Annotated in this window: 10 protein-coding genes and 2 pseudogenes; 5 read left to right on the top strand and 7 right to left on the bottom strand. The window is 63.7% G+C overall.

From position 1 onward, the window contains the following. Positions 1-3: 3 nt before the first annotated feature. Positions 4-555 carry an autotransporter gene (locus CKW40_RS27285; protein WP_095202928.1) on the bottom strand — a complete coding sequence of 184 codons (552 nt, stop codon included), beginning with the start codon at positions 553-555 and terminating at the stop codon, positions 4-6. Positions 556-633: 78 nt separating this feature from the next. Here CKW40_RS27285 and CKW40_RS27290 point away from each other — a divergent pair, with 78 nt between their 5' ends. After that, entirely contained in the window at positions 634-1,380 is a 747-nt protein-coding gene (locus tag CKW40_RS27290; protein ID WP_095202929.1) for a GntR family transcriptional regulator, read from the top strand. A 24-nt stretch (positions 1,381-1,404) separates the two neighbouring features. Here CKW40_RS27290 and CKW40_RS27295 read toward each other — a convergent pair whose 3' ends face one another. The 6 genes from CKW40_RS27295 to dnaK all read right to left on the bottom strand — a co-directional run bounded on the left by CKW40_RS27295 (position 1,405) and on the right by dnaK (position 7,303). Next, complete coding sequence (locus CKW40_RS27295; protein WP_095202930.1) at positions 1,405-1,692, bottom strand: DUF1330 domain-containing protein; 288 nt, start codon at positions 1,690-1,692, stop codon at positions 1,405-1,407. A 29-nt stretch (positions 1,693-1,721) separates the two neighbouring features. Next, on the bottom strand, positions 1,722-2,435 hold the full coding sequence (gene pyrF, locus CKW40_RS27300; RefSeq protein ID WP_179298133.1) for an orotidine-5'-phosphate decarboxylase: 714 nt from the start codon (positions 2,433-2,435) through the stop codon (positions 1,722-1,724). Positions 2,436-2,446: 11 nt separating this feature from the next. Then, entirely contained in the window at positions 2,447-3,043 is a 597-nt protein-coding gene (locus tag CKW40_RS27305) for an NADPH-dependent FMN reductase (protein WP_095202931.1), read from the bottom strand. A gap of 238 nt (positions 3,044-3,281) precedes the next feature. Beyond that, positions 3,282-3,884, bottom strand: a complete 603-nt coding sequence (pmtA, locus tag CKW40_RS27310) for a phospholipid N-methyltransferase PmtA (protein ID WP_095202932.1) — start codon at positions 3,882-3,884, stop codon at positions 3,282-3,284. A gap of 149 nt (positions 3,885-4,033) precedes the next feature. Then, positions 4,034-5,164: a molecular chaperone DnaJ gene (dnaJ, locus tag CKW40_RS27315; RefSeq protein ID WP_095202933.1), complete on the bottom strand. Its 1,131-nt coding sequence runs from the start codon at positions 5,162-5,164 to the stop codon at positions 4,034-4,036. Positions 5,165-5,386: 222 nt separating this feature from the next. Beyond that, positions 5,387-7,303, bottom strand: coding sequence for a molecular chaperone DnaK (gene dnaK, locus CKW40_RS27320; protein ID WP_095202934.1), 1,917 nt, complete (start codon positions 7,301-7,303; stop codon positions 5,387-5,389). A gap of 213 nt (positions 7,304-7,516) precedes the next feature. Here dnaK and CKW40_RS27325 point away from each other — a divergent pair, with 213 nt between their 5' ends. From CKW40_RS27325 to rpe, 4 genes and pseudogenes are all read left to right on the top strand, one after another. Then, the gene (locus tag CKW40_RS27325) at positions 7,517-9,754 is read left to right on the top strand and encodes an NHL repeat-containing protein (RefSeq protein ID WP_179298128.1); all 2,238 of its coding nucleotides are present in this window, start codon (positions 7,517-7,519) and stop codon (positions 9,752-9,754) included. 10 nt (positions 9,755-9,764) lie between these two features. Next, positions 9,765-12,842 (top strand): annotated as a pseudogene (locus CKW40_RS27330) (DUF7929 domain-containing protein); the annotation flags it as partial. A 114-nt stretch (positions 12,843-12,956) separates the two neighbouring features. After that, a pseudogene (locus CKW40_RS46200) lies at positions 12,957-13,736 on the top strand (hypothetical protein); the annotation flags it as partial. Positions 13,737-13,956: 220 nt separating this feature from the next. After that, positions 13,957-14,634 carry a ribulose-phosphate 3-epimerase gene (rpe, locus tag CKW40_RS27335; protein ID WP_095202937.1) on the top strand — a complete coding sequence of 226 codons (678 nt, stop codon included), beginning with the start codon at positions 13,957-13,959 and terminating at the stop codon, positions 14,632-14,634. Positions 14,635-14,966 lie beyond the last annotated feature (332 nt).

Below are 14,966 nucleotides of genomic sequence, written 5' to 3' on the forward strand. Positions count from 1 at the left end.
GGCCTATCCCTGCGATTGCTGGATGGGTCGCGCCCCGGCCATGTACCTCGCGTTGTCGAACGGCTCCGGCCGGCTGTCGGCCAGGCTCCACAGCTGGCGCTCGGTGCCTGGCAGATCGCCGAGATAGACATGCAGGGCGCCGGAGCGGGCCTTGCCGGTATTGGCGACCGAGTGAATGGTGTTGGAGGACATGTGCACCAGCGCGGGCGCCGAAAAATCCTGCCGCTCCGGCGCGTCGACCTTTTCGCCGGCGAGCGGGTAGATGAAATTGGTCTCGTCGCCCCAATAGATGCCGATCAGGGCGTCCATCAGATGGTTGTGCGGCGGATACTGCACCCCGGGCGAGAGCGTGATGTGGTAGATCGTCAGCTTCGGGCTGGCATGCAGCAAGAGCTCGTCCTCATCCTCCTCATGGACAAGTCTGCCGAGCGCATGGAAGCGGTTGGTGTAGTCGCCCAAGACGGTCTTGACCGCATCGAAGGGATGGGCGCCTGCCGCCGCGTTGACGATATCTGTGATGGCGGGGTAGAGAGGGGAGTCGGCGGATAGAGGCATGCCACAGCTCCTGACTGAGATGCTCAGTTAGAATAGCTAAGATGGCCAATGTCAAGGCCGATGCGAAGCGAGAGACGCATGAAGTCGACAAAAGCCATGCCACCGAAATCCGCCGCGTCCCCGGGCGCGACACCGGCGCTGTCGACGGCGGATCTGCTGCGCAGCGAACAGGCCTACGAGCAGCTGAAGAGCGATATCGTCGCGTGTGTCCTGTCGCCCGGTGAAGCCTTGACCGAAAAGCAGATCGAGGCGCGCTACGGCATCAAGAAGGCGACGATCCGCTCGGCACTTGCCCGTCTCATGCAGGAAGGACTGGTCAGGAGCGAGCCGCGCCGTGGCTATGTCATCACGACGCTGACCTTGCGCGACGTCAACGAGATCTTCGATGTGCGCAGCCTGATCGAGCCCGAAGTGTTCCGGGTTGCCACCACTGGCATCACCGAGCGCGGGCTGGAGGAGATCAGGCTGGCGGCCCGAAAGGTGCTGAAGCCCGAGACGTTGCGCAGCCCGGTTGCGTTCCTGGCGGCCGACCGTGCCTTTCGGCTGGCGATCGCCGAGCTGTCCGGCAATCTGCGGCTGGCACAGCTGCTCAGCCAGATCCTCGACCAGTCGGAGCGGGCGCTCCACCTCGGCTTCAAATCGCGTGATTTCATGCCGCTGATCATCGAACAGCAGAAGCAGTTGCTGCAGGCCTGCGAAAAGAGTGACGTCCCCGGCATCGTGAAACTTGCCCGCTCGCAGTGCCTTGCCCTCAAGCACCAGCTTGTCGGCGCCCTGCTTGGCGGAGCCAAGCTGCGCGACGTGAACCTGCAGGATTTCGTCTGAAGTGCCGGCCCCAGTTGACCCGCCTCAGGTCCCTTCAACCAGCACGATCTCGCCGTCGGCGACCTTCTGGCGAATGGCGACCGCGCGCTGATATTCCGGCGAGTGGTAGCAGTCATGCGCAGCAGTGAGCGACGGGAACTCGATGATGACGTTGCGGGCCCGGCCTTGCCCTTCGGCAAACTCGTGCTCGCCGCCGCGTGCCAGGAATTTCACATCGAAACGATCGAAGGCGAGCTTGGCGGCGGCGACATACTCCTTGTAGCCTTCGGCATCGCGCACATCGACGCGGGCGATCCAGTATCCCTTGGGCATTGTTCTTCTCCGAGTTTGTATCGGGCACGTTAGGCCGAGCGCATTTCTTCCAGAATGGCTACGGCCGCCTCGCGTCGGTTGGCCGCCGCGACGATCGGCCGGGCCACCACAAGATGGCTGGCGCCGTTGCGGATCGCTTGCGCCGGCGTCACCACACGCTTCTGGTCGCCATGGTCGCTGCCGGCCGGCCGGATGCCGGGCGTCACCACTGCCATGTCGGGGCCGACGATGCGGCGCACCGCTTCGGCCTCGGCGGCTGAGCAGACGATGCCGCCCATGCCGGCATGCAGCGCCTGTTCCGAGCGTCTGAGCACCAGCGTGTGCGGATCATATTCATAGCCGACATCGATCATGTCCTGCTCGTCCATCGAGGTCAGCACGCTGACGGCGAGCAAGCAAAGCTCGCTGCCCCTGGCCGCCTCCACCGCCGCCCGCATCGCCTTGGGATAGGCGTGGATGGTCAGCATGGTCATGCCCATCTTGACGATGTTCTCGACACCCTTGGCCACTGTGTGGTCGATGTCGAGCAGCTTCATGTCGAGGAAGATCTTGGTCCCGCCGCTGGCCAGTTCCCTGGCAAAGTCGAGTCCGCCGGCAAAGGCCAGTTGATAGCCGATCTTGTAGAAGGAGACGACGCCGTCAAGTTCGCGCACCGCCTGCTCGGCTTCCCGCACGGTCGGCAGGTCGAGGCCAACGATCAATCTCTCCTGCATGGATTTGGCCTGCATGGATTGGCTCTGCATCGTTGTGGCGATCACGCCTCGATCCGGGTCGACAGCATGCGCGAGGTTTCGATCAGCGTGCGGCATAGGTGCTCCATCGATTTGTACAGTCTTTCGTCACGGAAATTGCCGCCTTGGTCGAAGGCGTCGCCGCCGTCCGGCACCGAGCATTCCGGCGTCACCACCTCCATCTGGCAGCGTACCAGCACGGCGCGCAGATGGTTGATGCAGCGTATGCCGGCGAAGTGGCCGTTGGAGGATGAGCATAGGCCGACGACCTTGCCGGCAAGCGGCCTGACCGTCCGGCCGCCATCCCGGCGCACCCGGCTCACCCAGTCGATCGTGTTCTTGAGCAGCGGCGGGATCGAGCCGTTATATTCGGGCGTGGCGATCAGCAGCCCGTCATGGACTGAAATCAGACGGCCGAGTTTGACGGCGTTTTCGGGAACGCCTTTTTCCTTCTCGAAATCCTCGTCGAGGATCGGCAAGGGATAGTCGGCAAGCGAAATGCGGGTCACCTCGGCGCCTTGCACCGCAAGTTCCTTCTGCGCCACGTCGGCGGTCCTGCCGCTATAGGCGCCGCTGCGCACCGAACCGGCGAAGACGAGGATTTTCGGGATCACTGCCATTGGCCACCCTTGTTCCCGGACACGTACAGCCAGAGGCCATTCAAATCAACGCGCCGCAGCCGAAAAATCGAAACCGATTTGAGGGCAAACGCCTGAAGGGTGTGCTGAGATTCAGGTCAGGCCGAGTCGAAAATGGTGGCTTCCGAGAACCGGAGCGGAGCGTACTTTTCGTACGTGAGCACCGGAAGCGCAGGAGGCCGCCATTTGCAGGCCGGCCTCACCTGAATATCGGCACACCCTAATGCGCCTCGCGGCGATAAATCCAAAGCTGCGTCGGCGGGATGTTGCGGAAGATGAAATCGAAATGTTTGACCGTGTAGTCGCCGCGGCCGGCCGGGATCGGCGACATCGGGCCGTAGGTCAGCTGCACGATCGGCCGGCCCGCCGGGATGCGGTCGAGCAGGCTCTCAATATAGGCGATGCGCTGGGCGACCGGGAAGTTGAGCAGCGGCACGCCGGAGACGACGGAATCGAAGATCATCCCGCTCCTCTCGCCAAGCGTGGCGTTGAGGTTGAAGGCATCGCCCTCGATGACGTTGACGCCGGGATAGAGCTGGCGCAGATGGCGCACGAAATCCGTGTTGTATTCGACCGCATAGAGGTTTTCGGGCCGCACGCCTTGGGCGAGGATGGCGCGGGTGATGACGCCGGTGCCAGGACCGACCTCGAGCACCGGCAGGCCGGACCTCGGATTGACGATCGAGGCCATCTTGCGCGCGGTGATCGAGCTGGTCGGCACGATCGAACCCACCGTCTTCGGCTTGTCGATCCAGCCCTTGAAGAATTTGAGCTCGTCGTCGAACTTTTCGGCAAGCGCCTTCCGCAGTCCGGGACGTGTCATGCAAGCTCTCCTCAACGCTCCCCGCAAGTTACTTAACACCTGCGTGACGCAAGGCAAGGCGCAGCGAGACGCATGTCGTGGATAAGATAGATTTCGTCGCGTCTCAAAATGCGGCGCGTTTCATCGATTCCTGCGCTGTTCTTGCACTGTCAGCGCTCGCCGAAGGATTCGAAGAAATCCTTCATGCGGGCGAAAAATCCGCTCGATTGGGGCGAATTGTCCTGCGAGGAGAGCTGTTCGAACTCCTCCAGCAACTCGCGCTGGCGGCGCGACAGGTTCTGCGGCGTCTCGACAGCGGTCTGGATGTAGAGGTCGCCGACATTGGGCTGGCGCAGCACCGGCATGCCCTTGCCCTTGAGCCGGAACTGGCGTCCGTTCTGCGTGCCTTCGGGCACTTTCACCTTGGTCTGGCTGCCATCCAGCGTCGTCACCTCGAAGGAGCCGCCGAGGGCCGCCGTCGTCATCGAGATCGGCACCTTGCAATAGAGATCGGCACCATCGCGCTGGAAGAATTCGTGCGGCTTCACCGCCAGGAAAATATAGAGGTCGCCCGACGGCCCGCCGCGCAGGCCGGCCTCGCCCTCATTGGCAAGCCGGATGCGGGTGCCGTCCTCGATGCCGGCCGGAATGTTGACCGACAGCGAACGCTCCTCAGTGACGCGGCCCTGGCCGGCGCATTTCGGGCACGGATCCTTGATGGTCTGGCCGCGGCCCTGACACTGCGGGCACGTGCGCTCGATCGAGAAGAAGCCTTGCGTGGCGCGCACCTTGCCGTGGCCATGGCACATCGAGCAGGTCACCGGCTGGGTGCCGGGCTTGGCGCCGCTGCCTGAGCATTCCGTGCACGAGATCGAGGCCGGAACGCGGATCTGCGCGGTCTTTCCGGCAAACGCCTCTTCCAGCGAGATTTCCATATTGTAGCGCAGGTCGGCGCCGCGTTCGCGGCCGCCGGACGAACGGCGCTGCCGCCCGCCCATCATGTCGCCGAAAATATCCTCGAAGATGTCGGCGAAGCCGCCGGCGCCAAAGCCTTGCGCGCCGCCATTCATGCCGCCATGTTCGAAGGCGGCGTGGCCGAAGCGGTCATAGGCCGCGCGCTTCTGCGGGTCCTTCAGCGTCTCGTAGGCTTCGTTGATTTCCTTGAACTTGTGCTCGCAGGAATGATCGCCGGGATTGCGGTCAGGATGGAACTGCATGGCGAGCTTGCGGAAAGCGCTCTTGAGCTCCTTCTCGTCGGCGCCCTTTTGCACGCCCAGCGTTTCGTAGAAATCAGCTTTCATTTTTTCCCGCTGTCCGGATGCTCAACGTCTTGATGCATTGTCGCGTCGTTTGCCGGCACGTCGCCTCGATTTAGGATCGGTGCCGCCCGGATGCCAGTGCTGGTAAGCGCCGGTCCGGGTTTTTCTGTCATTTTTTCGGAAAGGCCCGCATTTTTTCAGCAAGGGTTGCAAAAAAGCCCGGCTTTACGCCGGGCTTTCCGCTTTATTTTGCCGTCAGGCGGCTCAGGCCGACTTCTTCTTGTCGTCGTCCTCGTCGATTTCCTCGAAATCGGCATCGACCACGTCGGAGTCCTTGGCGGCATCCGCCTTGGCGTCGGCTTCCGCCGCTTCCTTCTGCGAGGCCTCGTACATGGCCTGCCCGAGCTTCATCGAAGCTTCGGCGAGCACCTGGCTCTTGGCCTCGATGTCGGCCGGATCGTCGCCTTCGGCCGCCGTCTTCAGCGCCGCGATCGCATCGGAAATCGCCGTGCGTTCGGCTTCCGAGACCTTGTCGCCATATTCCTTCAGCGACTTCTCGGACGAATGCACCAGAGCCTCGGCCTGGTTGCGGGCCTCGACCACGGCACGCCGCTTCTTGTCGCTCTCGGCATTGGCCTCGGCGTCCTTGACCATCTTCTCGATGTCGGCGTCCGAAAGACCACCCGAGGCCTGGATGCGGATCTGGTGCTCCTTGCCGGTGCCCTTGTCCTTGGCCGAAACGTTGACGATGCCGTTGGCGTCGATGTCGAAGGTGACCTCGATCTGCGGCACGCCGCGCGGAGCCGGCGGAATGCCGACCAGGTCGAACTGGCCGAGTGCCTTGTTGTCGGCGGCCATTTCACGCTCGCCCTGGAAGACGCGGATGGTCACGGCCGACTGCGAATCCTCAGCGGTCGAGAACACCTGGCTCTTCTTGGTCGGGATCGTCGTGTTGCGCTCGATCAGCCGGGTGAACACGCCACCCAGGGTCTCGATGCCGAGCGACAGCGGCGTCACGTCGAGCAGCAGCACGTCTTTGACGTCGCCCTGCAGCACGCCGGCCTGGATGGCGGCGCCCAAAGCGACGACCTCATCCGGGTTGACGCCCTTGTGCGGCTCCTTGCCGAAGAACTGCTTCACGATCTCCTGGATCTTGGGCATGCGGGTCATGCCGCCGACCAGGACCACTTCGTCGATCTCGCCAGCCTTCAGGCCCGCATCCTTGAGCGCCGCCTTGCACGGGTCGATGGTGCGCTGGACGAGGTCTTCGACCAGGCTTTCGAACTTGGCGCGCGTCAGCTTCAGCGTCAGATGCTTCGGGCCGGTCGCGTCGGCGGTGATGAAGGGCAGGTTGATTTCGGTCTGCGTGGTGGACGACAGCTCGATCTTGGCTTTTTCAGCCGCCTCCTTGAGGCGCTGCAAGGCGAGCTTGTCGTTCTTCAGGTCGATGCCCTGTTCCTTCTTGAACTCGGCCGCCAGATACTCGACCAGGCGCATGTCGAAATCCTCGCCGCCGAGGAAGGTGTCGCCATTGGTCGACTTCACCTCGAACACGCCGTCGCCGATTTCGAGCACCGAAATGTCGAACGTGCCGCCGCCAAGGTCATAGACGGCAATGGTCTTGCCATCCTTCTTGTCGAGGCCGTAGGCAAGCGCGGCAGCCGTCGGCTCGTTGATGATGCGCAGCACTTCGAGGCCGGCGATCTTCCCGGCATCCTTGGTCGCCTGGCGCTGGGCATCGTTGAAATAGGCCGGAACGGTGATGACCGCCTTTTCGACCTTCTCGCCGAGATAGGCCTCCGCCGTTTCCTTCATCTTCTGCAGGATCATGGCCGAGATCTGGCTGGGCGACTGCTTCTTGCCGCCGGCCTCGACCCAGGCATCGCCATTGTCGCCCTTGACGATCTTGTAAGGGACAAGCTTCTTGTCCTTTTCCGTCACCGGATCGTCATAGCGGCGGCCGATCAGGCGCTTGACCGCGAAGATGGTGTTTTCAGGATTGGTGACCGCCTGGCGCTTGGCCGGCTGGCCGACGAGACGTTCGCCGTCGCCCGAGATGGCGACGATGGAGGGCGTCGTGCGCGCGCCTTCCGCATTCTCGATCACCTTGGGCTCCTTGCCATCCATGATGGCGATGCAGGAATTGGTGGTGCCGAGATCGATACCGATTACTTTTGCCATTTTTTCTAGTCTCTCCGCTAAGCAGGCTCTCAGGACCCATGAAGGCGTTCCGACGAAAGCCCCTGTTCATAAGAAATCCCGTTCGGCAACCAGGGTTCCGGCGCCGCACGGCTTGGCGCGTATATAAGAACAGGCGGCATCGGGCGCAAGCATTCTGCGCAAGGCTTCCATGAACCTTTCCACCGCCGCCCGCGACTGAGGTCCAGGTGCCGCATGGTGCGGCCCGGAAAGGAAGCCCCCATGACCAGCAACCCAGAGACTCCCAGGTCTCCGGGAACAACAGGAGCTCGGCGCGACCACCGCCTTCGGGACGGGGTCGATGCGCTGGGCTTCCCGCTGATTCCGTTGACCCTGCGTAAGAGCAGGCGTATCGTGACAATGAGGAAAGCAGACAATTCGATCAGGGAAGAACGAGCCGGACCGCCGCGCCTTGCCCTGGTTCGCGCGGCTCAGCCGGAGGTTCCGCCCATAGACTTCGGGGGGAGTTCTATGTCTTGCGATCACGGCCCGTTCGTGCCTTCTTTAGCCAGCCGTTTGCGCCGCCTGATCAAGGCAACCAGCGGACTTCTCGTGTTTGCCCTGACCGCCAGCCTTTGGCTTGGCGGCGCCGCCAAGGCGCAGGACACCCAGATCATTTTCCCCGGCTCGATGGCGGTCACCGGATTTTCCGGCACAATCATCCCCAATTTCGACGAAGGCCTGCCGCCCGGGGTCGATCCGGTCGATGAAACCTTTATCGACACCACGCGCGCCACCTTGCGCGTTTTCGACGTTTCGCATCTCGGCGGCCCGGCTTCGGGCCAGCTCGTCTTCACGCCGCCGCCTTTCGAGGTCACGGCCGGCCAGATCGGCCAGGTTTTCGGCGTCACCTATGATGACGGCGTGCGCGATGGTGTTCCATCGGGCATTCCCAACCTTTACGCCGCCGCCACCTCGCTGCACGGCATCCGCATCGTCACGCCGGACGCCGACAATGACGGCAGGCCGGAGCGTCAACGCCGCGGCACGGCAGGCGCCACCTTCATGGAAGGCCAGTTCGGCAGCGAAAACGGCGGCGGGCCGGGCACCATCTGGAAGATCGACGGCATCACCGGCCAGGTCGCCAAATTCGCCGACATCGACACCAACAGCGGCCCCGGCATCGGCAATCTCACCTTCGATCCCAACCACCGCCAGTTCTTCGCCTCCGACCTCGACACCGGCCTGATCCACCGCATCGGCGCCGACGGCAGACTGATCGACACGTTCGACCATGGTGTCGCCGGGCGTCCGGCGCATGGCCTGACTCCCGTCGCCGACGATGGCGCGGTGATGGACATACAGGGTGCCGCCTTCGACACGGAAGATCCCGAGACCTGGGGCTACACCCAGGACGAGCGCCGCGTCTGGGCCGTCTCCTATCATGGCGGCCGGCTCTATTATTCGGTCGGCGAAAAGTCGGAAATCTGGTCGGTGGGCATTGCCCGCGACGGCAGCTTTGCCGGCGACCCGCGCTGGGAGCTGACGGTCAAGGCTGACAAGGACTACGCCGTCACCGACATTGCCTTCGACAACAGCGGCTTCATGTACCTCGCCCAGCGCGGCCCGGTCGAAAACCGCTACGATTACAGCCGCTTCGCCGATTCCGGCAAGGGCGAAGCCATCCGCTATTGGCGCGAAAACCCAGACGATCCGGCGACGGGATCGGTCTGGGTGGAAGTGCCGCAGGAATATGCGGTCGGTTTCCCGCAAGGCAACCGGCAGTCGGCCGGCGGTCTCGACCTGCAATATGGCTATGATGCCGACGGCAATCTCGACACTTCGGTGTGTACCCAGACGCTGGTCAACACCGGCGACAAATTGCGCGACAATCCAACGCTTGCCGAGCAGCTCGCCGCTGGCGGCCCGCTCGCCGTGCATGGCGTGCAGATCACGCCAAAGGACCTGGTCAAGCCGGCCAATGTGCCGCCCTTCGGCTCCTGGTTCGTCGATTTCGACGGCTATTTCGAGGATCCCGAAGTGGAAGGCCATGTCGGCGACGTCGCCGTCTGGCATCCCTGCGAGGGCCGTGCCGGCTATTATGAAGAAATCCCGGGCGGCTATCTGCCTCCCTTCTACCCGCCGGACTTCCCACCGCCCGGCAATCTGCCTCCCTGTCTCGATGTCGAGGACGTCCAGTATTACTGCACGCCCTCGGGCCTCGAGGCCGATCTCTATCTCCATGACCATGCCGGCTTCGGCGGCGATTCGATCAAGGCCCAGTCCAGGACGCCAGGCGTCGGGGTGACGTCACCCATGTCGCATGCGCCCGGCGCGCCGTACACGATCAACATCACCGGCCACTATCCGGGCGACAGAGTGGATGTTGGACTTTGCTTCTACAGGAAGTCCGACAAGGACAAGGGTGGCTACTACCCTTGCTGCAAGATGACCTTGCCGCTCCGCACCCCAGCCGTCAGCTGCGAACGTTGAGGAGGGGAAGATGAACAATCTCGCACTCTCCCCGCTTGGCGTCGCCAACAACGCAACCGTCATGGAGACGATCATGAAACCCCTGTCATACGCCAGGCGCGGCGCGCGCTGGCTGATGGCGGCCGGTATCGCGGTCGCCATGTTCACCCCTCTTGCAAGCCATGCGGAAGACGCCGCTCCGATCACCCCGGAACTGAGGCTCGACCTCGACAATTCTCGCGTCGTCAATCCGCGGCCGGAACGGGTGGTCCCCTTCTTCACCAAAAGAGGCACCCAGAGAGGCTGCGACTATGTCGTCTACTCCCTGAGCTTCGGCCTGCGCGGGGATCCGCAGGGCTTTGCCGATCCGGGCCTGGTGGCGCTGCTGAAGAAACTCAAGATCGAGTTCAAGGACCAGCTTCCGCACGGCCTTTCGATCGTCAACGTCAATGTGTCCGGCGACGGCACGGAAGCCTCCGGCGGACCACTGCCGGGCGCGACGATCAGCAATTCGGCGGGTCCCAACGATACCGCCACGGTGTCCGATTTCCGGCTCTCAGCCGCTGATCTCGACGGCGCGGGTGCCGCCAATGAACGCGTCATCAATTTCCAGATCGCGGCCAAGATCGACCATGCGGCGTTTCCCGCGCCGACGATCATCGACAATCAGGGCCTGATCAAGGTGAGCAACGAAGCCGGCACCGGGACCATCATCCCGTCGCAGGATCCGAGCAAGCCCGACGACGGCGACTACAAGACCGGCGTGAAGACCTCGATCAAGATCGATGTCACCAAGTGCGAACCGCCGCCACCACCTCCCGGCAAGGAATGCTTCAAGGTGGAACGCGGCACGGTCGATTGCGTGCCCGGCGGCGGCGCCTTCATCTACCACATGCCGGTCGGCCCGGAGATGGGCGGCAAGTGGGTGCAGGTGTCGACCACCACGCCGGGCATCACCATCATCCCAGACACTCAGCTGGTGCCTCCGGGCGGCGGTGTGCTCAACTGGAAGATCGTCGGCGCATCGCCCGGCGACGTCATCCACCTCATCGTCACCGGCATCGAGACCTATGCCGGGCCGAAGGAAGGCTGGGGCCTGTGCTGCACGCAGACCATCGACATCGTCATCCCGCGTGACCAGCGCTGCCCGCCCAAGGACAAGGAGCCGGACCTCAAGGTCGAGAAACGCGCCGATGTCGCGCGCTGCACCATGGCCGGCGGCTGCGACTTCACCATCAGGGTCACCAATGTCGGCACCGCGCCCTACAACGGCAAGATCGTGCTCGACGAGGTGACGCTGCCGGCCGGCTCGACGTTGAGTTCAGGGCCCAATCCGCCCTGGGTCTGCGTGCCCGGCACCACCCCGATGACATGCACCTTTCCGGTGACCACGCTCAATCCGGGGGCTTTTGTCGACCTCAAGCTCGGCTTCAAGCCGGCAGGGGGCTGGCAAGGCAAGGTGTTGCGCAACTGTGCCACCTACAATTATGCCGCCAGCGGCAAGCTGTTGTTCGGCAGCCAGTCGAACGACCGTGGCTGCGCCTCGATCCCGATCTGCCGCCGTGGCGATCGTGACCGCGACTGCCAGCCGCCGGTCGAAAAGAAGGTCGACCTGATCCTGAAGAAGCGGGCCCGTACCGAAATCTGCACGGCCGACGGCGTCTGCTACTTCGTGATCGACATCATCAACAACGGCACATCGACCTATAACGGGCCGTTGACGGTGATCGACAACTATCCTGGCGGCGCCCCGGCCTCCTCGACCTTCGGCCCGAGCCCGCCCTGGACATGCGGACCGAACGGCCCCGGCCAGTTCCGCTGCGACAATGCAGGCATCTCGCTGCCTGCGGGCGCCTCGACACCGATCTTCGTCAAGGCGGTCATGCCGGCCGGCTATCAGTCGGACACAGTCGAGAACTGCGCCGCGGTGAAGCCCATCCCCGGTGAGGTCGACCTCACCAACAACAAGGCCTGCGCCAAGGAACGCATCCGTCGTCCCAATGGCGGCCAGCCTGGCCTGCGCATCACCAAGGTGTGCAACGGCTCGCTGGCCGGTGCCGCGGTCGTCTCTTGCCGCATCACCGTCTCCAACGCCGGCACGGCAGCCCCCACCGGTCCGGTGCGGGTCAACGATGCCGCCACGCTGGTATCGGGCGGCGCGCCCGTCCAGATCCAGACCGTCACCCCCGACGGCGCGGAATGGGCGTGCGGACCGGTTCCGGCCAACACGCTGTCGTGCCAGATTCCGGGTGCCGTCATGACGCCTGGAACCAGCCGCCACTTCGACGTGACGGTGTCGGCCAATGGCGAGTTCGAGAACTGCGCGCGCGGCTCCTATGGGCCGGCGCAAGGCGACGACATCGTCTATCCGATCGGCCAGGCCTGCGCCAAGGGCGGCGGCTCTTCGACCATCCGTGTCGAAAAGACCGGCGACCGCGAATGCCGGCTCGGCCAGCCCTGCTCGTTCGACATCACCATCACCAATGACGGGACGAGCCCCTTCTCCGGCCCGGTTCGCATCGGTGATGCGATCGGCGTGGAAGGTCTCGGCCGGCTGGACGGCGTTGCGATCACCTCGATCGACCCGCCCTTCGGCTGCTCGCCCGAACCGGCAACCTTGCCTCTGTCCTGCATCGCCAACCTGACGCTCGGTGCCGGCGAAAGCCAGTCGCATCACGTCACCGTGGTCATTCCCGACGACGGGCGTCTGGCCAATCTGCAGGGCAACGTCAATGGCCAGAACTGCGTTGGCGTCCTGTCTCCCGACACGCGGGTGCAGGGCGGCGGCGACGTGCTGGGCGGCGACCAGACCAACGTGCAGGGCGATCGCGGCAAGGCCTATGCGTGCCACCCCTTCATCATCACCCATGAGGTGAAGAACCAGTGCTCGCCGGGCTTCGTCATGAACGACGCCGGCCGCTGCGTCTGCCCGGAAGGCACCACCTTCCGCAACGGCCAGTGCACCGGCGGCGGCACCAACATCCTGCCGACGCCACCACCGCCGCCGAAGCGCTGCGTGCTGCTCGAAGGCCAGATCCGCACCGAGGACGGGCGCTGCATCTGCCCGCGCGGCACGGAGCTGGAGAACGGCGCCTGCGTCAAGACCTCCAAACCAGGCTGCACCATACCCGGTTCGGTCCCGACTTCGGACGGCAATGGCTGCTACTGCCCTGACGGCACGCATCTCGACAGGCAAGCCAATGCGTGTGTGAGGGACAGACCGAAGCCTGAGCAGTGCACCATCCGTGGCCAGGTCCACAACGGCGATGGCGATTGTGTCTGCCCGCAAGGAACCGAGGTGCGCAATGGCGCCTGCCGACCGATCCGGCCGAAGCCTGACCAGTGCACCATCCGCGGCCAGGTGCACGATGCCAATGGCGATTGCGTCTGTCCGCAAGGGACCGAGGTGCGCAATGGCGCCTGCCGACCGATCCGGCCGAAGCCTGACCAGTGCCGCATCCCTGGCCAGATCCGCAATGCCGATGGCGATTGCGTCTGTCCGCAAGGGACCGAGGTGCGCAATGGCGCCTGCCGACCGGTCCGGCCGAAGCCTGACCAGTGCACCATCCGCGGCCAGGTGCACGATGCCAATGGCGATTGCGTCTGCCCGCGTGGGACCGAGGTGATCGACGGGGCATGCCGGCGCAAGCAGCCGCAGCTGGAGCAGTGCGACATACGCGGCCAGGTCCACAACAAGCGCGGCGATTGCGTCTGTCCGCGTGGGACCGAGGTTATCGACGGCGCGTGCCGCAAGCCCAGGCAACAGACGGAATGCGCACCGGGCTCGCAGATGGTCAACGGCCAGTGCCAGCCGATCTTCAGGCGGCGCTGCCCGGAAGGCACGATTGGGCGCTATCCCAACTGCCGGCCGATACGCGGGCAGCCGTCGCTGGATATCAATCCGGGCCTGCTGCTGCAGCAGGTCCTGCCACGGCGCGCACCGCAGGTCGAACAGCAGCAGGATCCGACACCAAACAGGATCCTGAAACTTCAGCAGCAGTAACCATTCTGCTCAACGCCAGGTCAAAACCCGCCGGAGCAATCCGGCGGGTTTTTCTTCATGGCCCGTGGCAAGCGGGAATTGGTTACAACACGATCGGGATGCCACAACGCCACCCAAGCCTGGCAGCCGTCGTGTGTGTTCACCCTCGACAAGTTATCCGCCGCGCATTAGGCAGTCGATCCGGAGTGACCGCAAAAAAGGCGCTTGGAGAGGCCGCACGATGAGCAAAAAGACCCTGATCGCACCGTCGGTGCTGGCTTCGGACTTTTCGAAGCTCGGCGACGAGGTCGAAGCCGTCGCGGCCGCCGGCGCCGACTGGATACATCTCGATGTCATGGATGGCCATTTCGTCCCCAACATCACCTTCGGCCCGCCGGTGATCAAGGCGATCCGCAACCGCACCAAGGCTTTCTTCGACTGCCATCTGATGATTGCGCCGGCCGATCCCTATCTCGCCGCCTTCGCCGAGGCCGGCTGTGACGGCATGACGGTGCATGCGGAGGCCGGGCCGCATCTCGACCGCTCGCTGCAGACCATCAGGAACCTCGGCAAGAAGGCCGGCGTGGCGCTCAATCCGGCGACGCCTGAAGCGATGATCGAATATGTGCTCGACCGGCTCGACCTGATCCTGATCATGACCGTCAACCCAGGGTTCGGCGGCCAGGCCTTCATCCCGGGGATCGTCGACAAGGTGAGAAGGGTCAAGGCGCTGATCGGCGACCGGCCGATCCGCATCGAGATCGACGGCGGCGTTTCGCCGGAAACAGCCCCCCTGGTCACATCAGCCGGCGCCGATGTGTTGGTGGCCGGTGCCGCGATCTTCAAGGGCGGCAGCGTCGAAGCTTACCGCGCCAACATCGAGGCGATCAGGACCGCCGCCGACAAGGCCGCCGGTTAGAGCAATTCCAGGAAAAGTGTGAACGGTTTTCCGTCCGGAAATTGCGTCAAAACAAAGAGTTAGAGCGGTTCGCCGTTTCCATGAAACGGTGAAACGCTCTAACGCGCCACGTTCCATCCCGCTTCAAATCCAAACGGTTGGCTAAGGTTCTTATGCGGACATGACCCTTTGGGGTCGGTTCGCCCGAATCAGTCTCGCCCAAGAGGTCTAATTCGGGTGAACCGACCGGTGTCTTTGCGCGCGACAGAAAAGATGCTCGCATGGGCACACAGGAAATAGATGATCATGCGTGCATACAAAACATGTTAAGTTTCTACTGGTTGTAGAGATGC

It is taken from the genome of Mesorhizobium carmichaelinearum (genome assembly GCF_900199455.1).
GTDB classification, from domain to species: domain Bacteria; phylum Pseudomonadota; class Alphaproteobacteria; order Rhizobiales; family Rhizobiaceae; genus Mesorhizobium; species Mesorhizobium carmichaelinearum.